The sequence below is a fragment of the Aliiroseovarius sp. D2-2 genome (assembly GCF_055809455.1).
On the sequence record NZ_CM147913.1, the window covers coordinates 833,149 to 857,368 of the forward strand.

The window sequence follows — 24,220 nt, forward strand, 5'->3', positions numbered from 1 at the left end:
TTGCGATCCAACTTGTTACCCATCTGCGACAGGTGTCATCCGTGCGCTACAAAACCTTTACCAAGGTGATTCGCGCGTGCTACCTTTTTAAAAAAATAAATATAATGGCAGGTATATAGGCATGAAGATGGGCTACGAGGGCACTTTTGTCATCTCTTGGGCGCAGACGAAGGTCGACATGGCGGACAATGCTCCGCTTAGGGCTTTGGTTGTGGGTTCAGACTGGCAATGGAGTGGCAAAGCATTACGGGTTGATCGGTCACGAGAGCTCGCATTGCTTCAGAATGTAGGTGAGCAATCAGACAATCGAAGACGCGCAGCAGTGTTTGTGCATCAACTGGTTGGCGCGGCTACGATTGGGGCTAACGGCCTCGATGTTATGGCGGAAAACGATCCAAGGCTTAATGTTGGGTTCGAAGTGACAGATGGTTATGAAAGCTATCTGGTCTCTTTGGTGGTTTCACCAAATGGCGGATGTCCCTTGTTGGTTTTCGCGGGCTCCGTTCCACCATCAGAAACAACCTTGCGTGTTGTTCGCGCCAATATGGTTGCGTCAACCGAGGATGAGTTGGTCGAACAGCCGTCGGGCATGGCAGTTCTGACGCAAGGCACGCGGGTGCGCACGCCTTCAGGCGAGTGTCCGGTCGAAAAGCTGCGGGAAGGTAGCATCTTATTGACCCGTGAACACGGTGGTCAGCCGGTCCTTTGGGTCGGGCAACGTCAGATATCGGCTGCGCGAATGATGGTAAGCCCAGAGACAAAGCCCATCCGTCTGCGCGCAGGAGCTATTCGCTCTGGCCAGCCGGATGCGGATCTTTTGGTTTCTCCTCATCAACAAATTCTAGTTTCAGGCATGCGCGCTCAGAAGTTGATCGGACAGGACGAAGTTCTAGCCAGTGCCGCCGATCTGGTTGATGGCAGCCTTATCTCGACGGATCGAGTTGCCGAAGAAACATGTTTCTATCAGGTCTTGTTAGGGCGGCACGAGGTGATCTGGGCCAATGGTGTTCCGCTGGAAAGCCAGCACCCAGCCTTTTCGGATTTGGATACCACGCAATCCAAGCATCAAGACCGGTTGAATAGCCTGTTTCCGGGGTTGAGTGGATTCACTTCACAATCTGATAATTCGGCGCAGCAGATCTATGGCCGTAACGGGCAAATTGGTGTTGCCTAGTCATTGACTCCACCGTCCACGGCGCTATAAGCCCCAAGTCCGGTCCCGCGAGGGGCCGGTTTTCATTGGTGTTGGTGGCCTCCGCAAGGGGATCCCTGTCAGGCGCAAGCCAGAGGACAACGCCCTTCGAAACTTTATTGAAGGAGATCAGCAGATGACAAAAAGAACTGCTGCCAAGTACAAAATTGACCGCCGTATGGGCGAAAACATCTGGGGACGTCCGAAGTCGCCAGTAAATCGTCGTGAATACGGCCCCGGCCAGCACGGCCAGCGTCGCAAGGGTAAATTGTCGGACTTCGGTCTGCAGTTGCGCGCCAAGCAGAAGCTGAAAGGCTACTACGGCGACCTGACCGAGAAACAGTTCCGTCGCATTTACGGCGAAGCCGAGCGTGTTAAAGGCGATACCGGTGAAAACCTGATCGGCCTGCTGGAGCGTCGTCTGGATGCTGTAGTTTACCGCGCCAAGTTCGTACCGACCGTCTTCGCTGCCCGTCAGTTCGTGAACCACGGCCACGTGAAAGTGAACGGCCAGAAGGTTAACATTCCTTCGTACCGCGTCAAAGAAGGCGATGTGATCGAAGTGCGTGACAAGTCCAAGCAAATGGCTCTGGTTCTGGAAGCTGTTGGTCTGGCCGAGCGCGATGTACCTGATTACATTGAAGCCGATCATTCAAAAATGGTTGCCACCTTCACTCGCACCCCTGGCTTGTCAGACGTGCCTTATCCGGTGTTGATGGAACCTAATCTGGTCGTCGAATTCTACGCCAAAAACTGATCTTTACGGATCATTCGAATTTGGAAAGGGTCGCGCCAGTCGCGGCCCTTTCTGCTTTTCAGGATCACTGCAATTCTGGAAATGCGGCCAAAATACAATTCTGCTTCAAAATCTCAGCACGATCTAAACATCGCTGGTCTTGAATTTGGAGTAGGTCTAAAACCGCGCTTACGAAGGAAAGGCTAAGTCATGACAAAACCTGTGCCCCAGCCGGGGATCATGGAGATCAAGCCCTATGTAGGTGGTGCCTCGGGTGTCGAGGGGATGACGAATGTCATCAAGCTCAGCTCGAACGAAAACCCGTTCGGACCAAGCCCGCTAGCTGTTGAGGCGTTCCAAAAAGCAGGTCATGCGCTGCATCGCTATCCGAACACTGACCACGCCAGCCTTCGTACGGCCATTGGTTCGCTGCATGGTCTTGATCCAGAGCGCATCATCTGCGGCGTAGGCTCGGACGAGGTTATTACGTTTCTGTGTCAGTGCTACAGCGGTCCGGAAACGGAAGTGATCTACACCGAACACGGGTTCTCGATGTACAAGATCTCGGCGTTGGCGGCGGGTGCAACCCCGGTCAAAGTGCCAGAGCGTGAGCGTATGGTCGATGTGAATGAGATCTTGGCCGCAGTGACACCCAAGACGTCGTTGGTTTTTGTCACCAATCCCGGAAACCCGACCGGCACGATGGTCAGCCGGGCCGACCTTTCACGCCTTGCTCGTGAACTTCCGGACGATGTTCTATTGGTCATTGATGGCGCTTATGCGGAATATGTTGATGGGTTCGATGGTGGGGCTTCGCTTGTCGAACAACACGAGAATGTCGTCATGACGCGTACTTTCTCGAAGATGTATGGACTTGGCGGTCTGCGCATTGGTTGGGGCTATGGCTCGGCCGAGGTGATCGGTGTCCTGAACCGAGTAAGGGGACCGTTCAATCTTTCTATGCCTCAGCTTGATGCTGCCGAAGCTGCGCTGGGCGATCATGAACACAGCACGCGCTGTTTGAAGGAAAACACGCGCCTTCGGGCCTGGCTGGCAGAAGCTTTGGCGGAACTTGGTGTGCCATCTGACACGTCTTGTGCGAATTTCATTCTTGCACGCTTTGCGGACGAAGGTGAAGCAAACGCTTGTGATGAGTTTCTTCAAAGCGAAGGAATTATCGTCCGCCGTGTCGCGGGCTATGGCTTGCCTAACTGCCTGCGTATCACGATTGGGGACGAGGCATCCTGTCGCCGCGTGGCGCACATGATAGGGCGTTTCAAAGGCGGACCTACGTTGGCTGAGGGCGATCAAAAGGAAGGAGGCGCATCATGAGTGTGATCTATCAACGCGTCGCCTTGATTGGTCTGGGACTGATCGCATCGTCGATGGCGCATGCAATGCGCCGTGGTGGACTGGCAGGCGAGATCGTAGGCACCGCGCGTTCAGCGGAGACTCGTAACACTGCCCGAGAGCTGGGCTTCTGTGATCGGGTCGTGGATACGGCCGCCGAGGCCGCCGAAGGTGCCGATCTTGTGGTGTTGGCAGTTCCGATCGGCGCAATGGGTGCAGTTGCACAGGAAATTGGTCCGGTTCTGGGTAAGGGCGCAACTGTGACAGATGTTGGGTCTGTGAAACGTGCTGTTATCGATGCTGTATCACCGCATCTGACCGACGGTGTTCATTTCATTCCGGGCCACCCACTTGCCGGGACCGAGCACAGTGGACCGCGATCCGGCTTTGCCGAGCTTTATGATAACCGTTGGTGCATTCTTGTGCCCAACGGTGCTGATGAGACAGCAACTCAACGCCTTGCAGATTTGTGGCGCGGTATGGGCTCGAATGTCGAAATGATGGAAGCGGACCATCACGATCTGGTTCTTGCCGTAACCAGCCACGCCCCACATTTGATTGCCTATACAATGGTAGGCGTCGCAGATGATCTGGGCCGCGTGACGGATACTGAGGTGATCAACTATTCAGCGGCGGGTTTCCGCGACTTTACGCGTATTGCCGCCTCTGATCCCACCATGTGGCGTGATGTGTTTTTAACCAATAAAGACGCGACCTTAGAGATCTTCGGGTCGTTTTACGGAAGAGCTGTTCGCCTTGCAACGCGCCATTCGACAAGGCGACGGGGACCACCTGTTTGACTATTTCACTCGAACCCGTGCGATCCGGCGTGGTATCATCGAAGCTGGACAGGATACGGACGCACCAGATTTCGGGCGCTCCGTTAAACACGACTAAGCCATACACGAGGGTAGGATGACGAGTTTGATTGGCTGCAGATTTACCTTGCGGATCGGAAGTTTTGCGTTGTTTGCACTGCTTAACGCTGGTGTTGCGACGGCTGAAACGACGCGGCCTGAACCCCGCCCTGACGTGCAAGAAGAGCCTGCGTCGCCAACACCTCAGCGACCGGTAGAACGCCCAGCAAAAGCTGAACCCGTCGTCGCGCCAGAAGTGCCATTAGCGCCAACCAAACTGGCTGTTGCGCGTTCGTTGCGTCCGGTCAATCGCCCAAAGGGGTTTGCTCAAAAAATCGCTTCATCGACTCCAAAACCCGCATCATCAGGCAAGCGTGGCCGAATTTGTGGTGTGAACGAGATCAAGGGGCAGGCGATTTCAGCAATTCCGGGCAAAATCCGTGGTTGCGGTATTTCGTCCCCAGTCCGCGTGACCGAGGTTTCAGGCGTAAAGCTAAGTCAGTCAGCTGTCATGGATTGCACGACGGCCAAAGCGCTGAACAGCTGGGTTCGCAATGGCGTATTCCCGTCAGTTGGACGCTTGGGCGGTGGACCGTCATCGCTTCGCGTTGTGGCGCATTACGCTTGTCGCACGCGCAACAACAAGCGCGGGGCGAAGATCAGTGAACACGGCAAAGGCCGCGCGGTGGATATCGCAGGGATTCGACTGAAGAATGGGACCGAGCTATCTGTCCTGCGCGGGTGGCGCGATCCGGTACATAGCAAAGTTCTGAAGAAGATGCACAAAGCCGCCTGCGGACCATTTGGAACCGTTTTAGGCCCCAATGCAGACCGGTATCATCAGGACCACTTCCATTTTGATACGGCCCGCTATCGCAGTGGATCATACTGTCGTTAGGGCTGTGCCTTAGCGGATTTTGATAATCGGGGCTGATCCAATCGGGATGGGCCCAAGGAACACGGCCCCGCCGGAAAGGCGCAGTGTCACGTCCAATGTTTCCGAATTGCCAGACAAGCCTGCCACGAACTGAAGCGCGCCAGTCACGGTGCTGACCAATTCTGGTGCAAGGGTGCCCGATGCTTCGGCGATCTGAACCATCTGGCGCCAGTTCTTGGCTTTGATTGCGACCTCGCCCGCTGGGATGCCGCGCTCATCAACATCGACTGTTCCGACGGCTTTCAGCCCCAGCTCTCCCCATTGTGCATCAAGGTCTTCCAGATCAATCCGTGTGATCTGTGGGCGGGCATCTTCAACGGCGTGCCGGTCCCAAGGCATGGTGAAATCAACACTGGCCTTTAGTAGCGCGCTCTCAAAAACCGGGGGCAGCAGCTCTCCACCTGCAAATCCTTGGATTAAGGACGACGCGGGCAACAGGTCGGACGCTTCGAAATGAATGTCGTAGCGATTAGGCGCAGCTGAGGATTTGCGCGTAGCGATCTGCCCGCTTTCAAGCCCTGCCGTCCAGCCGGCACTGGATTGCATGGTCAGGTTCTCAATCACAATCGAGCTTCGGTCCAAAGGAAGATCCGGATGAGCATCAAAAACCAACGAGCCTTTGAATTCGTCGGCCTTGAAAGAGATGTTTTGTTCGGGTGAAGACAACACTTGTTGCCCCGGCCACACCGCAATCACGTGATTTGGTTGATAAGAAAGCGCAAGGATCTGAAACTCATCCGCGCGCCACGCCAGACCGGTCTCGGGATCGGCAAGCTCGAGCCCTGTGAAGATCGTGTCAAAGCGATTGGGAAATCCTTGGGTCGAGATATCTTGCGCCTGTGATACCCAACCATCGCTACGGCGATCTTCGATCCACGTGTTGAATGCAGTTTCGACACCTTTCGCACCGATAAACCAATATCCGGCCCAAAGACCGGCCAAAACAACTGCAATCACAACCAACTTGCGCATGACACTTTCCCTTTTACACAACACGTGTTTATAGGCGTGTTTAATCTGCGCGAAACAGAAGGGCGAGCAAAATGAGCAATGATGACTTGTGGGTGTTCGGATATGGTTCCTTGATGTGGAACCCCGGCTTCGATCACGACGAAGCCGTTGTCGCGACGCTGCCCGAATACCATCGAAGCTTTTGCATGCGCTCGATCCATCATCGGGGAACCGAAGAGAACCCGGGACTGGTGCTGGCCTTGGATGAACTGGAAGGCGCACATTGCCAAGGTCTGGCCTTTCGCGCGCGCCCGGGTACCTACGACAAGACGATGGCTGACCTGCGCGAACGCGAACTTGTGTCATCCGCATATCTTGAAAAGCAGCTGACGATTGATCTGTTTGACGGGCGAACGGTCCAGGCCGTGACTTATGTTATCGACCCGGATCACGTTCAATATTGCCAGATTGAGCTGACTGTGCAGGCTGACATCATTGCCTCTGCTGTTGGGGGCAGGGGGCCAAATACAGAGTATCTGTATAACACAGCCAACCACTTGACCGAGCTTGGGATCGAGGATGAAGATTTGTCGTGGCTGTCGCGTCAGGTGCGTGCGTTAACGGGCAATTGAGATCAGCAGATAGAAAGCTTGGCAGGGGCTGAAAACCTGCCTATCCTGTCGTCAATAATAATGGCGACAAGGACTTTCCCCGCATGGATCAACCAGATCGCGGGACGCTGACTGCGCCCAAAAGAAAAGGCATCGAGCCGTCTTTCACCCATCCCGTACGCCAGATCATCTTGATGCTGGTTGCTTTGGGGCTTGTGGGTTTTGGCACGTTTGTCGCTCTGCCACATGTGTTGCCTGTGTTCATGGCAAACCTATATCTGAACGGGTTTATCCTGTTTGTCTTCGTGATCGGGCTTTTGGCTTGTTTTTGGCAGGTTTGGCAGGTGTTTGCTTCGGTCGGTTGGATCGAAGGCTTTGTGCAGAAGCGCGAACATCACGATCCGGAACGCGCACCGCGTCTTTTGGCATCCTTGGCGGCGTTGCTTCGCTCAAATCGTGGATCGCAGCTTCAGATCGGCTCGGGGTCGTCGCGGTCGATCTTGGACAGTATCGCCACCCGTATTGATGAAGCGCGCGACATCACGCGCTACATCGTCAATCTTTTGATTTTTCTGGGCCTGTTGGGCACGTTCTTTGGGCTGGCCACCACTGTACCCGCGGTGGTCGAGACCATCCGGTCCCTTGCCCCCGGCGAAGGTGAAGGCGGGGTTGAAGTGTTCAACCGCCTGATGACCGGTTTGGAAGAACAGCTTGGTGGTATGGGCACCGCGTTCTCATCCTCGCTTCTTGGGCTTGCGGGCTCATTGGTCGTTGGATTGATGGAGCTGTTCGCAGGACATGGTCAAAACCGGTTTTACCGCGAGCTTGAAGAATGGCTGTCGACCATCACCAAGCTGAGCTATTCGGGCGGAGATGGTGAGGACGCTGCCGAAGCCGGTGCCTATCTGGGCATCTTGGCCGAACAGATTGAAACCATGCAAACTATGTTTGTCCAATCCGACGCGCAGCGCACGATGATGGACGAACGTTTGCGGTCGCTTGCGACCAATATCGAAGCTCTGACCTCGCAGCTTGCTCAGGATGATGGGCAGACGCAGGCGCTGATGCAGATCGCCGAAAGCCAAGAGGCGGTCCGCGGGATTCTTGAAGCCAATGCACAAGAAGATGAAGAAACGCAGGTCGACGCCGAAAGCCGGATGCGCCTGCGTTCGATCGATGTACAGCTTTTGCGCATCTTGGAAGAAATGCAGGCTGGACGACAGGAAAGCCTGTCCGATCTTCGTGGTGATTTGGCAACCTTGACCCACGCGATCCGTGTCGCTTCGGGTCAGGAGAAAGACTAAGTCATGGCGTTGAGCCGCCGATCTTCCCAACGCATGAGCGGGTCAATTTGGCCCGGTTTCGTGGATGCTATGACGGCATTGCTGCTGGTGTTGATGTTCGTTCTGACCATCTTCATGATCGTTCAGTTTATCCTGCGCGAAACGATATCAGGGCAGGCCGACGAACTTGATGCCCTGTCTGTACAGGTGTCAGAGCTTGCTGATGCCTTGGGGCTAGAGCGCAACCGCACCGAAGCGCTTCAGGGTGAGGTCGGTACGCTGAATGCAACACTCAGCGAGGCGCGATCAATCTCGGATGCGCAGGCTTCGATGATCGCTCAGCTGACCACGCAGACAGAAAACCAAGCTTCAGATCTCGCGGCACAAGCGGCGCGGATCACAAGCTTTGAAGCTCAGGTCGCGACGTTGCTGTCAGAACGTGACCGTGCTCTGGCTGAAGGAGAAGCCCTAAGTGCTTCTGTTGCCGAGCTTGAGGAAGCCCGCACGAAGCTGATCACGGAACAAGAAGCGTTGAATTTGGCTCTTGTGAAGGCGCGCGATGAGATAGACGCCGGCACCGAAGCTGCGCGATTGGCCGCTGCCAAACGTGAAGCGTTGGAAGCATTGGTCGCCGATTTGGAAGTCAAAGTCGAAGACGGCCAAAAAGCCCTAAGCGACGAAGAGGCTGGAAAGCTGGCCGAAGCCGCAGCCGCTGAAGCTTTGCGTGAACGATTGAAAAACGCGGACACGGAGCTGACGGCGATGACGCTTGCGCTGGAAGCAGAGCGCAAGCAGGCAGAGGATACGCTAACCTTGCTCGCGGCTGCGAAGGCGGCCGGTGTGGATTTGGATAAGCGTCTGGCTTCGGCCTTGTTGCAGCTGGAAGAACAAGCCGGAGCTGGTGCCGATAGTGCCGATCTGCGCGACCGTTTGGAGGCCGAATTGGCCGCGCGGTTGGAAGCCGAACGTGTTTCGACTGACGTTTTGAGTGAATCCGAGGAACGTGCCCGGTTGCTGGCCGCAGCCAATTTGGCACTTGCCGAGGAAGAGGCGCAAAGCGCCGAGGGCCAACGCAAGATCGCGCTGTTAAACGAACAGGTCGCCGCATTGCGTACCCAACTTGGCGGCTTGCAGGCCATTCTTGACGATGGATCGACACGCGATCAGGAAGCAAAAGTGCAAATTCAGAAGCTCGGGTCCGAGCTGAATGCCGCATTGGCGCGCGTGGCCGCCGAGGAACGCAAACGCGCCGAGCTGGAAGAGGCAGAGCGCAAACGGCTTGAGGAAGAAGCCAAAGAGCTTTCCGCTTACCGGTCCGAGTTTTTCGGCAAGCTGCGGTCGGTTCTTGGGAATCGTGAAGGTGTTCAGATTGTCGGGGACCGTTTTGTGTTCTCGTCAGAAGTGTTGTTCGCCAGCGCCCGCGCGGAATTGCAGCCCGAAGGCAAAGCGCAAGTCGCAAGGGTGGCCACGCTGTTGTCTGACGTCGCCGGGGAAATCCCTGACGAGGTTGATTGGGTGATCCGTGTTGATGGGCATACCGATAATGTTCCATTGTCCGGCACAGGCGAGTTCCGCAACAATTGGGCGCTCAGCCAAGCTCGTGCATTGTCGGTTGTGGAATACATGATCGACGAATTGGGTTTCCCGCCGGAACGTTTGGCCGCAACTGGATTTGGTGAGTATCGTCCAGTTAATCCTGCCAACACTATTGAAGCCCGCGCGCTAAATCGTCGGATCGAACTGAAGCTGACTGAACGCTAAAGCGCGCTTTGCAGTGTGGTCAGGATCGAGACGCGATCAACTTCCTGCCCCTTACGTAGCAGCGTAGCCGTTCCGTGATAAATGCCGGGCACCGCGTTTTCTTGGTGAAGTTTGCGACCAATCGCACGCATTGCGCGGGCTTGCGTGGATGTCAGAGTTTCGGAATGGTCAACGAAAACTCCCATCGGTCCATGAATGATAAGGTGCAGTTTGTCGCCTTGTTTGGCCCCAAATACTTGTGCCCAGAACACCAGCCCGCCTGCCGTGGTTTTAATTGTGGACCGATGCGCCTGTCCCCATTTTATGACCTCGAATTCCGGAACCTTGAAACTAAAGCCTGCATTTACAAATCCACTGGTTTGGTACTCAGGCTCCTCAGCCCACAGTGATTTCGTTTGATCGCTGCCACAATAGGTCAAGGGATCGGCATTAAATGGGTCAACCACACGGCCATTCTTGCGCAGCGTCAAATGGAGGTGAGGGAAACCGGTCAGCCCTGACATGCCGATTTGCCCCAATATGGATCGAAGCCCGACTTTCTGGCCGACGGAAACATGGATGCTGTCTTTGCGCAGGTGGCAGTACTGACTTTCCCAACCACCGCCATGCTCCACGATCAAGCCATTCCCACATTCCTGTCCTTGGGGATAGTCCAATGGCTCAGAGAGAAAATGATCTTCGACGTCGGTTCGGGTGTGCCGAACCACCCCTGGCGCGACGGGTCTAATGTCAACTCCACCTCTAGCTGCCATGTCTGAGGTTAGTGCGATATCCGTACCTTCGTGGCCGTCATAGCTGAGTGACCCGCAGGTGAAATCTGTTGCACCCGAACTGGGATCAGCGTCCACATAGTTCTGAATGAAACAGTCATCGCCCAGCTTGCAGTCTACAGGGAAGCTGAGAATTGGATCACGCGCCGCAACCGGGGTTGCGGCGCAGATCAGCACTATTGTCGCCCAAAGGGCGCGCATCAATCCGCAGGTAGAAGCGGGGGCTTCTTGCGACGTCCGATGCGCGGGGTTTTCGGTTCTTCAATGCGAATGTCCAGCTTGCCATCCTTGACGCCCACTTGAACCAATCCGCCTTTGGCGAGCTTCCCGAACAACAGTTCCTCGGCCAAAGGCTTCTTGATGTGTTCTTGAATGACACGGCCCAGTGGGCGTGCGCCCATGCGATCATCATAGCCCTTGTTGGCAATCCATTCGGCGGCAGCGCGGGTGAGTTCGATGTGAACGCCGCGGTCCATCAACTGAGCCTCCAACTGCAGAACAAATTTCTCGACCACTTGCAGGATCACTTCTTTGCCCAGCGGCGCAAAACTGATCACCGCATCCAAGCGGTTGCGGAACTCCGGCGTAAAGGTACGTTCGATGGCGGCAGTGTCTTCGCCTTCGCGACGGTCACGACCAAAGCCAATGGCCGATTTCGCTTGCTCGGCTGCGCCCGCATTTGAGGTCATGATCAAGACCACATTACGGAAGCTGACCGTGCGGCCATTGTGGTCCGTCAGTTCGCCGTTATCCATGACCTGAAGCAGGATATTATAGACATCCGGGTGTGCTTTTTCCATCTCGTCCAGCAGCAACACGCAATGCGGATGCTGATCGACGCCATCAGTCAGAAGCCCACCCTGATCAAACCCAACATAGCCCGGAGGTGCCCCGATCAGGCGTGAAACGGCGTGTTTTTCCATGTATTCGGACATGTCGAAACGCAAAAGCTCTACACCAAGATTGTCGGCGAGCTGTTTGGCCACTTCGGTTTTACCCACGCCCGTTGGCCCGGCGAACAGATAGTTACCGATGGGCTTTTCGGGTTCACGTAAGCCAGCGCGTGCCAGTTTGATGGCCGAAGACAATGCCTCGATCGCGTTGTCCTGACCGAACACCACGCGCTTCAGAGATTTCTCAAGATCGCGCAGGGTTTCAGCATCGTCTTTCGAAACGCTTTTTGGCGGAATGCGCGCGATCTTGGCAACCACGGCCTCAATCTCTTTCGTGCCGATGGTTTTGCGGCGTTTCGAAGCAATCAGCAGATGTTGGGCAGCACCCGCTTCGTCGATCACGTCAATCGCCTTGTCCGGCAGCTTACGGTCATTCACATAGCGATCAGACAGTTCAACGGCTGATTTGATGGCATCGGCAGTGTATTTCACACCGTGATGTTCTTCAAAATACGGCTTCAGCCCCTGAAGGATCTTCACCGCGTCATCAACAGTCGGTTCATTCACGTCAATTTTCTGGAACCGGCGGCTTAGTGCACGATCCTTCTCGAAATGCTGGCGGAACTCTTTATAGGTGGTCGATCCCATGCAGCGCAGCTTGCCGCCTTGAAGGGCAGGCTTCAGCAAGTTCGAAGCATCCATTGCCCCACCCGAGGTCGCACCAGCGCCGATGACCGTGTGGATTTCGTCGATGAATAGGACTGCGTCCGGGTGATCCTCAAGCTCTTTCATGACAGCTTTCAAACGCTCTTCGAAGTCACCGCGATAGCGTGTGCCTGCCAGAAGTGCGCCCATGTCGAGGGAATAGATTGTGGTTTCGGACAGAATTTCAGGGGTATCCCCCGCGATGATCTTAGTCGCCAGCCCTTCCGCGATTGCAGTTTTACCAACACCGGAATCCCCAACCAAAAGGGGGTTGTTCTTGCGACGGCGGCACAGCACCTGAATGCAGCGTTCAACTTCGTGGGCCCGCCCGATCAGGGGATCAATATCCCCTTCGCGCGCTTTTGCGTTCAGGTCGACGCAGTACTTTGCAAGCGCGCTGTCATTTTCTTCAGCGGGCTGGGCGTCTTGTACATCCTCGTCGTCGAAATCTGGTGAACCGGAAACTTGCCGTGCTTCGCCAAAGCCAGGTTCTTTTGCGACGCCATGGGCGATATAGTTCACCGCATCATAGCGGGTCATGTCCTGTTCTTGCAGGAAGAAGGCAGCGTTCGATTCGCGCTCAGCGAAAATCGCGACAAGCACGTTAGCGCCCGTGACTTCGGTGCGGCCCGAACTTTGCACATGGATTGCGGCGCGTTGGATCACGCGCTGGAAAGCTGCGGTTGGAACCGCCTCGTTCCCTTCAAGGTCGGTGATAAGTGTCGTCAGTTCTTCGTCGATGAAATCGATCAGAACTTTGCGCAATACCTCCACCTCAACAGAACACGCTTTCAACACGCGCGTTGCATCGGGCTCGTCCAGAAGCGCAAGAAGCAAATGTTCAAGCGTGGCCAGTTCGTGTTTGCGGTCATTGGCTATCGCCAAAGCCTGATGAATGGCTTCTTCGAGGGGTTTTGAAAAAGATGGCATGTTGCGCGCTCCTCGTAAGTTCTGCGGATTTCCCGCCGGCGATTGCTTCGCCTTTTACCGTTGCCTCATAATGTTAAGGTTCGGTTGTCCTTGCGTCGCTATCAAGACCCTTTTGGTCAATTTTTGCTCGCACAAGTGTGATTTTGCGGATTTTTGCTTAGAAATCGTCTTTCCGAGCCCGAATTTCGGCAAAGACTTCGGCGTCTGTTGCGGTTTCCATATGTAGGGATGCTTTGACCGAGGGCAAGTGCGCCCGCAAAAAAGGATTGGTTTCCAGCTCTTCCGCAAGAAGGGAAGGGACTGTCGGCGTTCCCAGCGAACGGGCCACTTCAATGCGTTCCCGACGGGTGCGCAAGGCCTCGTTGCCGGGTTCGATCGTGATCGCGAAGGACGCATTCCCGCCAGTATATTCATGACCCGAACAGATCTGGGTATCTGAAGGCAGTTTGGATAGGCGCTGCAAACTGTCCCACATTTGCTCAGGGCGGCCTTCGAACAAACGGCCGCATCCCAGCGCCATCAGGCTGTCACCGGTGAACGCCGCTTTTGCGTCTGGGACATAGAACGCGATGTGTCCAATGGTATGACCTGATACGTCCGAGACCTGAACTTCGTGACCCGCAAAGTCGAAGCTCTGTCCAGCTGTGACAGACTGATCAAGCGGCGGCAAGCGATTCTGGTCCACGTTGGCCCCGATGACGCGCGCACCTGTCGAGGCGACCAGATCAGCGACCCCGTCAATATGGTCCCAATGATGGTGCGTTAACCAGATTTCCGACAAAGACCAACCGCGCGCTTCAAGTTCACTTTCAATGGGCAGCGGCTCGGGCGCATCGATAAGTGCCGTTTTTCCTGTCTTGGCGTCGTGCAGTAAAAATGCATAATTATCCGAAAGGCAGGGAATTGTGACGAGTTCGAGCATTCTGGTCCTCCGTACTGGTTAATCAGTCTTGCTCAAACTAACCCGAGCCTCAATACTGGTTATGCGCCTAAGGGATAAAAATGGCAGGAGAAAAGCCACATTCAATAGCGCATCAGCGTGCTGATGATCGCTTGTCTGCGCCCTCTGCCTCGCGCAACCTTTCACCGATCCTGGAAGCTATGGAGCCCTATGTTCCCAAACAGGGGGTCGCGTTAGAGCTGGCCTCAGGAACAGGCGAGCATATCGTGGAGTATGCCCGCGCTTTTCCAAATGTGATCTGGCAGCCAACAGACATCGAAGCTACCCGTCTCAACAGCATTGATGCCTGGAGAGCCGAGAAGGGTGTCCGGAATATGCGTATGGCGCAATTCCTGGATGCAAGCGCGCCATCATGGCGGACGGGTCCTATGTCGATGATTGTAACTGTGAACTTGATGCATCTGATTGATGCGCAGACGGCTCATGCCGTGATTGCCGGTGTTTCACGCAATCTTGCGCCCGGCGCCAGTTGGTTCCTTTATGGCCCGTTTCGAACAGGTGGTGCATTTCGAAGCGAAGGGGACGAAGCGTTTCACGCTTCGCTTACCGATCATGATGCGCAGATCGGTTACAAGGATCTCGAGAAAATCGAAGCGTGGAGTGCGGAAACCGGTTTGCGTCAGGCTGACCTGATTGAAATGCCGGCGAACAATCTGGCCATTGTGTTGCGCAAAACCGGGGGCGGTTCGTAGGAACCGCTGCATGCAGATCGGGCATTCCATTTTGCAGGTGTTCAGGTAGTCTCAGCTCTGAACAGACCGGGGTCGAATGACGTTTCATGCATCTAGATGTGCAGGATCTCAGAAATTTCTATTACCGCAGCATGTTGGGACGTGCGGCCCAAAAGGCGATCCGCGATAAAGTGGTGGCGTTGTGGCCAGAATCTCAATGCAAGGGGCAAACCGTGGCCGGATTCGGCTTTGCGGTGCCTTTGTTGCGGCCTTATCTGAAGACCGCGCGACGCGTCATCGGTTTGATGCCAGCCCCACAAGGGGTGATGCCTTGGCCTGCGGGTCTTCCAAACGTCTCGGTTCTGGTTGAAGACACGCTTTGGCCGCTGGACACCGGGATTGTGGATCGTCTGGTTGTGATGCACGGGCTTGAGACATCAGAAACACCCAGCCAATTGTTGGACGAATGCTATCGCGTGTTGGGTCCCGGAGGGAGCGCCTTGTTCATCGCGCCCAACCGCGCGGGCTTATGGGCGCGATCAGATGCGACGCCCTTTGGATATGGGCGCCCGTATTCGCTTGGACAGCTAGAGGCGCAACTGCGAGAGCATGGTTTCCAAGTCGAACGGCATCTTTCGTCGCTGTATCAACCCCCATCGGCAAAACGCTTTTGGCGTAAGACTGGGGCGTTCTGGGAACGGGCAGGGCATCAGCTGCCGGTGATCCTTGCGGGCGGTGTTTTGATGGTGGAAGTCACCAAACAGATTCCCGCACCGAAACGCCCGGGTCTGGCGCAAGCTGTTCGCAAGCCTTTGAAGGTGCTCGAGGGGTTGGCCGTGCCAGAACCAAGCGCACCGCGCCACAGTGGCTCTTAGCCAACAGAATCAGTCGCGATTGTGAGGATTGTTCAACGCCAAAAACGGCGCGGGCGCTAAGGAATCGTGATTGTGGGTCACTTCGGTATGCGATGGTATTCTGAAAACGGACCCCAGAATTTCGACCCCTAACCACGAATTTGTCCCTAGGGTTAAGGGGTAAGGGCGAAATGATGCAGGAATCTTACGAAACCTACGTCCAGAATGTTGGCGTTAAACCCACTCAAGCCTGTTGCGAGGTGGGGTTTTCCCTGTTACATGCGACGACGATTTAGATAGCACGCGCGAAATCGCGGCTTCTGTAGGCCGCCCCGGTTTGCTCACGCAAACCATGATGGGGCATAGTACATCGGAAGGGTGGACGTGTCCGAACCAGTCTCGATCTCAACTGGCATTGCCCAACGTTATGCCACGGCCATCTTTGAGTTGGCCAAAGAGGGTAAGAAACTGAAAGCAGTTGAAGCGGATGTGTCCGCTCTTGATGCTGCTCTCGCCGATAGCTCTGATCTTGTGAACCTGATCAATTCGCCGGTGTATACCCGCGATGAACAGGGTGCTGTGATCTCAGCTGTCGCCAAGAAAATGAAACTTTCGCCGATGGTCGCGAACGCGTTGGGTCTGATGGCCCAAAAACGTCGTTTGTTTGTGCTGCCTCAGCTTCTGGACGCCCTGCGCGCCCTGATCGCCGAGGATAAGGGTGAGGTGACCGCAGAGGTGACCGCAGCCAAAGCCATGACCAAGGCTCAGCAGGACAAACTTGCCAAGGCTTTAAAGGCCACCATCGGCAAGGATGTGAACATCAACCTGGCTGTCGATGATACTCTCATCGGTGGCTTGGTCGTCAAAGTGGGCTCGCGGATGATCGACACGTCGGTCAAAGCCAAGCTCGATGCACTTCAGAATTCCATGAAAGAGGTCGGATAATGGGTATCCAAGCAGCAGAAATTTCTGCGATCCTGAAAGACCAGATCAAGAACTTCGGTCAAGACGCCGAAGTGGCCGAAGTTGGCCGCGTTCTGTCGGTCGGTGACGGTATCGCCCGTGTATACGGTCTGGACAATGTTCAGGCTGGTGAGATGGTTGAATTCCCCGGTGGTATCCGCGGAATGGCCCTGAACCTTGAAGCCGACAACGTTGGTGTTGTTATCTTCGGTTCGGACCGCGACATTAAAGAAGGCGACACTGTAAAGCGTACGAACTCCATCGTGGACGTTCCTGCTGGTGACGAACTGCTTGGTCGCGTTGTTGACGGTCTGGGTAACCCGATCGACGGCAAAGGCCCGATCAAAACCAAAAAGCGCAACGTTGCTGACGTTAAAGCGCCGGGCATCATCCCGCGTAAATCGGTTCACGAACCGATGGCAACCGGCCTGAAGTCGGTTGACGCGATGATCCCAATTGGCCGTGGCCAGCGCGAGCTGATCATTGGTGACCGTCAGACTGGTAAAACTGCCGTTGCTCTGGACGCGATCCTGAACCAGAAATCTTATAACGAAGCCGCTGGCGACGACGAAAGCAAAAAGCTTTACTGCGTCTACGTTGCTGTTGGGCAGAAACGCTCGACTGTTGCTCAGCTGGTGAAGAAGCTGGAAGAAAGCGGCGCGATTGAATACTCGATCGTTGTGGCTGCAACCGCATCCGACCCCGCGCCCATGCAGTTCCTGGCACCCTATGCCGCAACCGCGATGGCCGAGCACTTCCGTGACAATGGCCGCCACGCCCTGATCATCTATGATGACCTTTCGAAACAGGCTGTGTCTTATCGTCAGATGTCGCTGCTTCTGCGTCGCCCACCGGGCCGTGAAGCTTACCCGGGTGACGTTTTCTATCTTCACTCGCGCCTTCTGGAACGTTCGGCCAAGCTGAACGAAGACTATGGTGCAGGTTCGCTGACCGCTCTGCCGGTTATTGAAACTCAGGGTGGCGACGTTTCCGCGTTTATTCCTACCAACGTGATTTCGATCACCGACGGTCAGATCTTCTTGGAAACCGAACTGTTCTACCAAGGCATCCGCCCCGCTGTGAACACCGGTCTGTCGGTGTCGCGCGTTGGTTCGTCGGCTCAGACCAAGGCTATGTCCTCGGTTGCTGGCCCGGTTAAACTGTCGCTGGCTCAGTATCGCGAGATGGCTGCGTTTGCTCAGTTTGGTTCGGACCTTGATGCGTCGACACAGCAATTGCTGAACCGTGGCGCACGTCTGACAGAGCTGATGAAGCAGGCACAGTATTCGCCTTTGACCAACGCCGAGATCGTCTGCGTAATCTACGCCGGCACCAACGGTTACCTGGACAAGGTTGACGTGAAAGAAGTGGGTCGCTTTGAGGCCGGTCTTCTGAACCACTTGCGTCAGAAGCATTCAGATCTGCTGGACGATATCACCAACAACGACCGTAAGGTTAAAGGTGAGCTCGAAGACAAGGTCAAAGCAGCGCTGGACGCGTTTGCCGCAGACTACGCTTAAGAGGGGCTCTGAACGATGCCCAACCTTAAGGACCTCAAAAATCGGATCGAAAGCGTCAAGTCGACGCGGAAGATCACGAAGGCCATGCAGATGGTGGCCGCCGCAAAACTGCGGCGGGCACAGGAAGCGGCCGAAGCAGGTCGTCCCTACGCAGATCGGTTTAACGCCGTTCTGGGGGGGCTGGCTGCTTCGTCTGGGGGCGATAGTGCTCCGAAACTGCTTTCGGGAACGGGTTCGGATCAGGTCCACATGATTGTGGTCATGACCGCCGAACGCGGCCTTTGCGGTGGCTTCAACTCGTCGATCGCCAAAATGGCGCGTGCGAAAGCAGAAGAGCTGATGGCTTCGGGCAAAACAGTCAAAATGCTGACTGTTGGCAAGAAGGGCCGTGAACAACTGAAGCGTGACTTCGCAGACCATATGGTTGACCATGTGGATCTGTCGGGTGTGCGCAATGTTGGGTACAGCAATGCTCAGGCTGTCGCCAACGACCTTATCCATCGTTTCAACGAGGGTGAGTTCGACGTCGCGACGATCTTCTATAACAAGTTCGAAAGCGTGATCAGCCAGATTCCAACTGCTCAGCAGGTCATTCCGGCCAGCTTTGACGCACCCGAAGAAGGTGCCGAAGAAGCGTCGACCGTCTATGACTATGAGCCGTCGGAAGAAGGCATTCTTGCAACGCTTCTGCCTTCGGGCGTGGCCACGCAAGTCTTCACTGCGCTGTTGGAAAACGGAGCCTCGGAGCAGGGCGCGCGGATGTCCGCCATGGACAACGCAACCCGCAACGCTGGCGACATGATCGACAAACTGACCATTCAGTACAACCGTTCGCGTCAGGCCGTGATCACCAACGAACTTATCGAAATCATTTCGGGCGCTGAGGCGCTCTAAGGAACCGGAGAAACAACAATGGCTAACGCTAAAGGTAAGATCACCCAAGTGATTGGCGCCGTTGTGGACGTTCAGTTCGAGGATGCCCTTCCGGCAATTTTGAACGCATTGAACACCGAAAACAACGGCAACAAACTTGTCCTCGAAGTGGCTCAGCACCTCGGTGAAAGCACCGTGCGCTGTATCGCTATGGACGCGTCCGAAGGTCTGGTCCGCGGTCAGGAAGTAACTGACACTGGCGCACCGATCTCGGTACCGATCGGCAACGCAACACTTGGTCGCATCCTGAACGTCATCGGCGAGCCCGTTGACGAAAAAGGCCCTGTGAAATCGAAAGAAACTCGCCCGATCCACGGCGACGCACCTGCTTTCGAAGACCAGTCGACTGAAACCGAAATTCTGACCACCGGCATCAAGGTCATCGACCTGCTGGCCCCCTACACCAAAGGTGGTAAAATTGGTCTGTTTGGCGGTGCCGGCGTTGGTAAAACCGTTTTGATCATGGAACTGATCAACAACATCGCGAAAGTGCACTCGGGTGTGTCCGTGTTCGCTGGTGTAGGTGAGCGTACCCGTGAAGGTAACGACCTGTACCACGAGATGATTGAATCGGGCGTTATCGTTCCCGACGATCTGGAAAAGTCGAAAATTGCGCTGGTCTACGGCCAGATGAACGAACCTCCCGGAGCACGTATGCGTGTTGCCCTGTCAGGTCTGACCCTGGCCGAGCAGTTCCGCGATGACACCGGTTCGGACGTTCTGTTCTTCGTCGACAACATCTTCCGCTTTACCCAAGCTGGTTCGGAAGTTTCGGCTCTGTTGGGTCGTATTCCTTCGGCGGTTGGTTATCAGCCGACACTGGCAACCGACATGGGTGCCATGCAGGAACGTATTTCGTCGACCAAATCGGGTTCGATTACTTCGGTTCAGGCCGTGTATGTTCCCGCGGATGACTTGACCGACCCTGCACCTGCAACCTCGTTTGCCCACCTTGATGCGACGACCGTTCTGGATCGTGCGATCTCGGAAAAAGGCATCTACCCGGCTGTGGATCCGCTTGGTTCGACATCACGTCTGCTTGACCCGCTGGTTATCGGTGAAGAGCACTACAAAGTTGCGACTGACGTTCAGGAAATCCTTCAGCGCTATAAATCGCTGCAGGACATCATCGCCATCCTTGGCATGGACGAACTGTCGGAAGAAGATAAGCTGACTGTTGCGCGCGCTCGTAAGATCGAACGCTTCCTGTCGCAGCCCTTCGACGTTGCGAAAGTCTTTACCGGTTCTGACGGTGTTCAGGTTCAACTGGAAGAGACCATCAGCTCGTTCAAAGCTGTTGTTGCTGGCGAATACGATCACTTGCCCGAAGGCGCCTTCTACATGGTTGGCGGTATCGATGACGTGATCGCCAAAGCCGAAAAGATGGCGGCAGACGCTGCTTAAGCTGAACCGCTGAAGGAGGGCCTTTTATGGCTGATACGATGCAATTCGACCTGGTGTCGCCGGAACGAAGCCTGGCTTCGCTTCAAGCGACCGCGGTCCAGCTGCCGGGTGCCGATGGCGACCTGACGGCGATGCCGAACCACGCACCGACGATCACGACGTTGCGCCCCGGTATCGTTCGCGTTGAGTCGCCCGAAGGCAACGCCGAGTTTGCGGTTACTGGCGGTTTCGCCGAAGTGACAGCAACGGGCACCTCGGTTCTGGCTGAACGTGCCTTGCCTGTTTCGGAAGTGACACAGGACGTTCTGGATGGGTTTGTGTCTGATGCGGCTTCCGCATCCGAAAACGCAACCGCCGAAAATCTGGACGAGCTGGCCAAACGCACGGTGGATATCGCTGCGATGGCAAGTGAACTGGGACTTTCCGTCAAAGGCTAAGCCCACGGCACATGAAATTAGAAAAGCCCCGCCCAAATGGCGGGGCTTTTTTGCATTTGCGCTTTGCGTTGCCACAGGTCACTGATGTGGACAAAGGAGCAAAGCATGCAAAAGCGCGGGGCAATCTGGTTCATTCTGGCCACCATCCTTCTGGATGCGGTGGGTATCGGTATTGTTTTCCCGATCATGCCGGACCTGATGGAGCGTGTCGGCGCGGCCAACACCGCCGACGGTGCTTTCTGGGGTGGTATCTTGATGGCCTCATACGCCGCGATGCAGTTTGTGTTTGCTCCTATCATTGGCGGTATTTCGGACAGTCTTGGCCGTCGGCCGGTGTTGCTTTTGGCGTTGGTGACGCTTGCTGTGGACTACGTCATCATGGCGCTGGCCACGACCTTCTGGTGGCTGCTGATCGGCCGTGTGCTGGCTGGGATAGCGGGGGCAACCTATATCACCGCAACCGCCTATCTGGCCGACATCTCAAAGCCCGAGGATCGGGCAACCAATTTTGGTTTGATCGGAGCCACTTTCGGAATAGGCTTCGTGATGGGCCCCGCGATTGGAGGGCTGATTGCCAGTGTGCACATCACAGCACCGTTCTGGCTTGCCGCAGGACTGGCCGCAGCAAATGTCGCCTTCGGCCTTTTCCTGCTACCCGAAAGCCTTGCAACGGAAAAACGCCGGCGTTTCACGCGTCGTGATCTGAACCCTTTTGGCTCTATCCTGGACGCATTCCGCCTGCCGGGGTTAGGCCTTCCGCTAGTTCTGATCTTCGCCTTCGAATTCGCAAACATGGTCTATCCCACCCTTTGGGCCTTCTGGACACGAGAGGTCTTTGGCTGGGGCACAGCGCTGATTGGCTTAACACTGGCGTCCTACGGCATTGGGGTCGCCTTCACGCAGGGCGTGGTTATGCGTTTTCTGATCCCGAAATGGGGAGAGTACAAAACCCTCATCTTCTCGGTCATCTGTGCCATCGCAGCGCTGATTGCCTTTGGATTGACGGCGAGTGTCTATGTTTTGTTTATTGGGATCGCTGTGGCGGCTTTGGCAGACATGGCCCCACCGACAATGACAGCCATGATGGCAAATATGGTTTCAGAAGACCGGCAGGGGTTGCTGCAGGGCGTGATCGCCAGTCTGGGCTCTATCGCTGCGGTTATTGCCCCTATGGCGGTCACTGGAATCTTTCAGGTATTTGCTGATTCCACGGCAAGTTTCTACCTTCCGGGCGCGCCATTCTTAATCTCAGGCGTTATCATCTTGGCACTACTACCACTTTTTCTAAGGTTAAAATCGTAAGCTAAACTTGATTTGGCCATAATTGTTGGGCATTAACTGATTGAATTTTTTAGAATAAGATAAATTATGAGACGAATTCGACCCCATATGTTGGGCGTAGACCGAGGCAGCAAAGTGCTGTTTTCGGATTTTGAGCACGACGGAGAAATGTGGACCGGAACTGGCCCACGCAAATTGCGCTGCCCAATCAAGTTTTCAGAGCCCTTCCTGTCACCGCCAATCGTAACGGTTTCGATGTCCATGTGGGACATTGCGGGTGAAAGTAATCAAAGGGCGGATGTGACGACGGAAAACGTTACGACCGAAGGTTTTGACATCGTGTTTCGGACTTGGGGAGATACCCGTGTCGCCCGCGTGCGCACAGACTGGTTTGCAATGGGTGAAGTTGCAGATGATGAGATCTGGGACGTCTAAATCTTAATGTGACGCAACTAAAAAGGGCCCCTTAGGGCCCTTTCGTGTGCTTGGAAGCAGTGATTAAGAATACATGCCTTCGTACAAGGGCTCCAGCGTGTCGTGATCAAATAGAGACGAAACCGAGGTCCCACCCCAGATGTTCAGGATCGCTTGGGCAAACATTGGTGCGGTGGGCACTACGCGAATGTTCTTAGCATCCAAAACAGGTTGTGTCGGTTCAATTGAATCCGAGATCACCAATGACTTCATCACAGAGTTCTGTACCCGCTCAACCGCTGGACCGGACATGACGCCGTGGGTGATATAGGAATGCACTTCCTGCGCACCGTTCTCCATCAAAACTTCAGCGGCTTTGCATAGGGTGCCAGCTGTGTCGCAGATGTCGTCGATGATAATGCAGCGTTTGCCTTCGACATTCCCGATCACAGTCATCTCGGCAATCTCGCCCGGCTTTTCACGGCGTTTGTCGACGATGGCCAGTGGCGCATTGATCCGTTTTGCAAGTTCGCGTGCACGGGCAACCCCGCCAACATCTGGTGAAATCACCATCAATTCATCCATGCAGTCCTTAAAGTGGTGCTTCAGGTCCAGTGCGAAGATTGGGCTGGCATAAAGGTTGTCCACGGGCATATCGAAAAAGCCTTGGATCTGGGCTGCGTGCAGGTCCATGGTCAGAACGCGTTCGATACCGGACTGGGCGATCAGGTTGGCCACCAACTTGGCCGAGATCGGTGTGCGGGCTTTGGTGCGGCGATCCTGACGGGCATAGCCGAAGTAAGGGATCACAGCGGTGGTGGTGCGCGCTGATGATCGGCGCAGAGTGTCGGCCATAATCAACAGTTCCATCAAGTTGTCATTGGCTGGGTTCGAGGTCGACTGGATGATGAACATATCCTCGCCGCGGACATTCTCGTAGATCTCGACAAAGACCTCTTGGTCATTGAAACGCTCGACCCGGGCATCTACCAGCCCGACGTTAGAGCCGCGATGCATAGACATGCGTTTTGCGACGGCTTCGGCCAATGGACGATTGGCATTGCCCGAGATTAGTTTCGGTTCGGTGATGGAAGGCATGGCAGCAGACCCCAGAGTTGCTCTGTATGACAGAATCGTGACGTTGACACCCCATAACATCGGGATAGAATTCCTTGAAACAGTTCAGGTGTCACAAGGAAGAAAAATGAGCCATATCGACTATTATTTCACAGTGCTGTCGCCATGGGCGTACTTTGGGGGCAGCCGTTTTGCCGAAATCACGCGCAAGAACAGTGTTTCGGTCACCTACAAGCCTTTAGATATCGGGCAGTTGTTTGGTCGCACGGGTGGTCAATTGCCAAAAGATCGTCATCCATCCCGCATGGAATACCGCATGCAGGAACTGAAACGCTGGTCGAAAACGCTGAACATGCCGATCAACTTCAACCCAGCACATTGGCCCACCAACGGTGCGCCTGCTTCTTATGCAATCATCGCAGCACAGAGCGCAGGTACAGGGGATGTCGACGCGCTTGTGAACGCTCTTATGCGGTCTATTTGGGTCGATGAAAAAGACATCGCGGATGATGCGGTTATCAAGGCGTGTCTAGGTGAAGCGGGCTTTGACCCATCATTGGCGGACAGTGGGCTGCTGATGGGGGCGGAAACCTACGCCTCCAACACGGATGATGCCGTCAACGCGGGCGTTTTCGGATCGCCATTCTATGTCTGCGATGATGGCGAGAAATTCTGGGGGCAGGACCGGCTCGATCTGCTTGACGCGCATCTATCTGCGCAGGGATGAGC

22 protein-coding genes and 1 pseudogene are annotated in these 24,220 nt (G+C 55.2%); 18 read left to right on the forward strand and 5 right to left on the reverse strand.

From position 1 onward, the window contains the following. Nucleotides 1-121 precede the first annotated feature (121 nt). The 5 genes and pseudogenes from AC0L6A_RS04150 to AC0L6A_RS04170 all read left to right on the forward strand — a co-directional run bounded on the left by AC0L6A_RS04150 (nt 122) and on the right by AC0L6A_RS04170 (nt 5,033). Entirely contained in the window at nt 122-1,174 is a 1,053-nt protein-coding gene (locus AC0L6A_RS04150; RefSeq protein ID WP_473292378.1) for a Hint domain-containing protein, read from the forward strand. 154 nt (nt 1,175-1,328) lie between these two features. Further along, nucleotides 1,329-1,949 (forward strand): 30S ribosomal protein S4, encoded by a 621-nt coding sequence (rpsD, locus tag AC0L6A_RS04155; RefSeq protein ID WP_473292380.1) that lies wholly within the window; start codon nt 1,329-1,331, stop codon nt 1,947-1,949. Nucleotides 1,950-2,138: 189 nt separating this feature from the next. Then, nucleotides 2,139-3,260, forward strand: coding sequence for a histidinol-phosphate transaminase (gene hisC, locus AC0L6A_RS04160; RefSeq protein ID WP_473292381.1), 1,122 nt, complete (start codon nt 2,139-2,141; stop codon nt 3,258-3,260). Next, a pseudogene (locus AC0L6A_RS04165) lies at nt 3,257-4,175 on the forward strand (prephenate/arogenate dehydrogenase family protein). The gene hisC and the pseudogene AC0L6A_RS04165 overlap by 4 nt, the downstream one beginning before the upstream one ends. 18 nt (nt 4,176-4,193) lie before the next feature. Then, the gene (locus AC0L6A_RS04170) at nt 4,194-5,033 is read left to right on the forward strand and encodes an extensin-like domain-containing protein (RefSeq protein WP_473292383.1); all 840 of its coding nucleotides are present in this window, start codon (nt 4,194-4,196) and stop codon (nt 5,031-5,033) included. 9 nt (nt 5,034-5,042) lie between these two features. Here the strand turns inward: AC0L6A_RS04170 and AC0L6A_RS04175 are convergent, their stop codons facing one another. Next, nucleotides 5,043-6,044: a DUF2125 domain-containing protein gene (locus AC0L6A_RS04175; protein WP_473292385.1), complete on the reverse strand. Its 1,002-nt coding sequence runs from the start codon at nt 6,042-6,044 to the stop codon at nt 5,043-5,045. A gap of 71 nt (nt 6,045-6,115) precedes the next feature. Between AC0L6A_RS04175 and AC0L6A_RS04180 the strand changes: the two genes are divergently transcribed. The 3 genes from AC0L6A_RS04180 (at nt 6,116) to AC0L6A_RS04190 (ending at nt 9,678) form a co-directional block, all read left to right on the forward strand. Then, nucleotides 6,116-6,655 carry a gamma-glutamylcyclotransferase gene (locus tag AC0L6A_RS04180; RefSeq protein WP_473292387.1) on the forward strand — a complete coding sequence of 180 codons (540 nt, stop codon included), beginning with the start codon at nt 6,116-6,118 and terminating at the stop codon, nt 6,653-6,655. Between the two features lie 83 nt (nt 6,656-6,738). Then, nucleotides 6,739-7,938, forward strand: coding sequence for a biopolymer transporter ExbB (locus tag AC0L6A_RS04185; RefSeq protein ID WP_473292389.1), 1,200 nt, complete (start codon nt 6,739-6,741; stop codon nt 7,936-7,938). Between the two features lie 3 nt (nt 7,939-7,941). Further along, a complete protein-coding gene (locus tag AC0L6A_RS04190; protein ID WP_473292390.1) occupies nt 7,942-9,678 on the forward strand; it encodes a peptidoglycan -binding protein in 1,737 nt (578 codons plus the stop codon). On the opposite strand, the gene AC0L6A_RS04195 is transcribed toward AC0L6A_RS04190, so the two are convergent. From AC0L6A_RS04195 to gloB, 3 genes are all read right to left on the reverse strand, one after another. Continuing rightward, nucleotides 9,675-10,649 carry a M23 family metallopeptidase gene (locus AC0L6A_RS04195; RefSeq protein WP_473292391.1) on the reverse strand — a complete coding sequence of 325 codons (975 nt, stop codon included), beginning with the start codon at nt 10,647-10,649 and terminating at the stop codon, nt 9,675-9,677. The two genes, AC0L6A_RS04190 and AC0L6A_RS04195, sit on opposite strands and share 4 nt — an antisense overlap. Next, the gene (clpA, locus tag AC0L6A_RS04200; protein ID WP_473292393.1) at nt 10,649-12,976 is read right to left on the reverse strand and encodes an ATP-dependent Clp protease ATP-binding subunit ClpA; all 2,328 of its coding nucleotides are present in this window, start codon (nt 12,974-12,976) and stop codon (nt 10,649-10,651) included. The genes AC0L6A_RS04195 and clpA overlap by 1 nt, the downstream gene beginning before the upstream one ends. 157 nt (nt 12,977-13,133) lie before the next feature. Continuing rightward, complete coding sequence (gene gloB, locus AC0L6A_RS04205) at nt 13,134-13,898, reverse strand: hydroxyacylglutathione hydrolase (protein ID WP_473292395.1); 765 nt, start codon at nt 13,896-13,898, stop codon at nt 13,134-13,136. A gap of 80 nt (nt 13,899-13,978) precedes the next feature. Between gloB and AC0L6A_RS04210 the strand changes: the two genes are divergently transcribed. From AC0L6A_RS04210 to AC0L6A_RS04250, 9 genes are all read left to right on the forward strand, one after another. Continuing rightward, nucleotides 13,979-14,629 carry a DUF938 domain-containing protein gene (locus AC0L6A_RS04210; RefSeq protein WP_473292397.1) on the forward strand — a complete coding sequence of 217 codons (651 nt, stop codon included), beginning with the start codon at nt 13,979-13,981 and terminating at the stop codon, nt 14,627-14,629. A gap of 86 nt (nt 14,630-14,715) precedes the next feature. Beyond that, on the forward strand, nt 14,716-15,483 hold the full coding sequence (locus tag AC0L6A_RS04215; RefSeq protein ID WP_473292398.1) for a class I SAM-dependent methyltransferase: 768 nt from the start codon (nt 14,716-14,718) through the stop codon (nt 15,481-15,483). A 363-nt stretch (nt 15,484-15,846) separates the two neighbouring features. Next, the gene (locus AC0L6A_RS04220) at nt 15,847-16,407 is read left to right on the forward strand and encodes a F0F1 ATP synthase subunit delta (protein WP_473292399.1); all 561 of its coding nucleotides are present in this window, start codon (nt 15,847-15,849) and stop codon (nt 16,405-16,407) included. Next, on the forward strand, nt 16,407-17,945 hold the full coding sequence (atpA, locus tag AC0L6A_RS04225) for a F0F1 ATP synthase subunit alpha (RefSeq protein ID WP_473292401.1): 1,539 nt from the start codon (nt 16,407-16,409) through the stop codon (nt 17,943-17,945). The genes AC0L6A_RS04220 and atpA overlap by 1 nt, the downstream gene beginning before the upstream one ends. Before the next feature lie 15 nt (nt 17,946-17,960). Beyond that, complete coding sequence (locus tag AC0L6A_RS04230) at nt 17,961-18,839, forward strand: F0F1 ATP synthase subunit gamma (protein ID WP_473292402.1); 879 nt, start codon at nt 17,961-17,963, stop codon at nt 18,837-18,839. Between the two features lie 18 nt (nt 18,840-18,857). Further along, a complete protein-coding gene (atpD, locus tag AC0L6A_RS04235; RefSeq protein WP_473292403.1) occupies nt 18,858-20,282 on the forward strand; it encodes a F0F1 ATP synthase subunit beta in 1,425 nt (474 codons plus the stop codon). Nucleotides 20,283-20,308: 26 nt separating this feature from the next. Continuing rightward, on the forward strand, nt 20,309-20,719 hold the full coding sequence (locus tag AC0L6A_RS04240) for a F0F1 ATP synthase subunit epsilon (protein ID WP_473292405.1): 411 nt from the start codon (nt 20,309-20,311) through the stop codon (nt 20,717-20,719). A 105-nt stretch (nt 20,720-20,824) separates the two neighbouring features. Next, complete coding sequence (locus AC0L6A_RS04245) at nt 20,825-22,021, forward strand: MFS transporter (protein WP_473292406.1); 1,197 nt, start codon at nt 20,825-20,827, stop codon at nt 22,019-22,021. Nucleotides 22,022-22,087: 66 nt separating this feature from the next. Next, complete coding sequence (locus AC0L6A_RS04250) at nt 22,088-22,435, forward strand: H-type lectin domain-containing protein (RefSeq protein WP_473292408.1); 348 nt, start codon at nt 22,088-22,090, stop codon at nt 22,433-22,435. Between the two features lie 63 nt (nt 22,436-22,498). On the opposite strand, the gene AC0L6A_RS04255 is transcribed toward AC0L6A_RS04250, so the two are convergent. After that, nucleotides 22,499-23,512, reverse strand: a complete 1,014-nt coding sequence (locus tag AC0L6A_RS04255) for a ribose-phosphate pyrophosphokinase (protein ID WP_473292409.1) — start codon at nt 23,510-23,512, stop codon at nt 22,499-22,501. A 106-nt stretch (nt 23,513-23,618) separates the two neighbouring features. Between AC0L6A_RS04255 and AC0L6A_RS04260 the strand changes: the two genes are divergently transcribed. Further along, nucleotides 23,619-24,218 carry a DsbA family protein gene (locus AC0L6A_RS04260; protein ID WP_473292410.1) on the forward strand — a complete coding sequence of 200 codons (600 nt, stop codon included), beginning with the start codon at nt 23,619-23,621 and terminating at the stop codon, nt 24,216-24,218. The last annotated feature ends 2 nt before the right edge of the window (nt 24,219-24,220 follow it).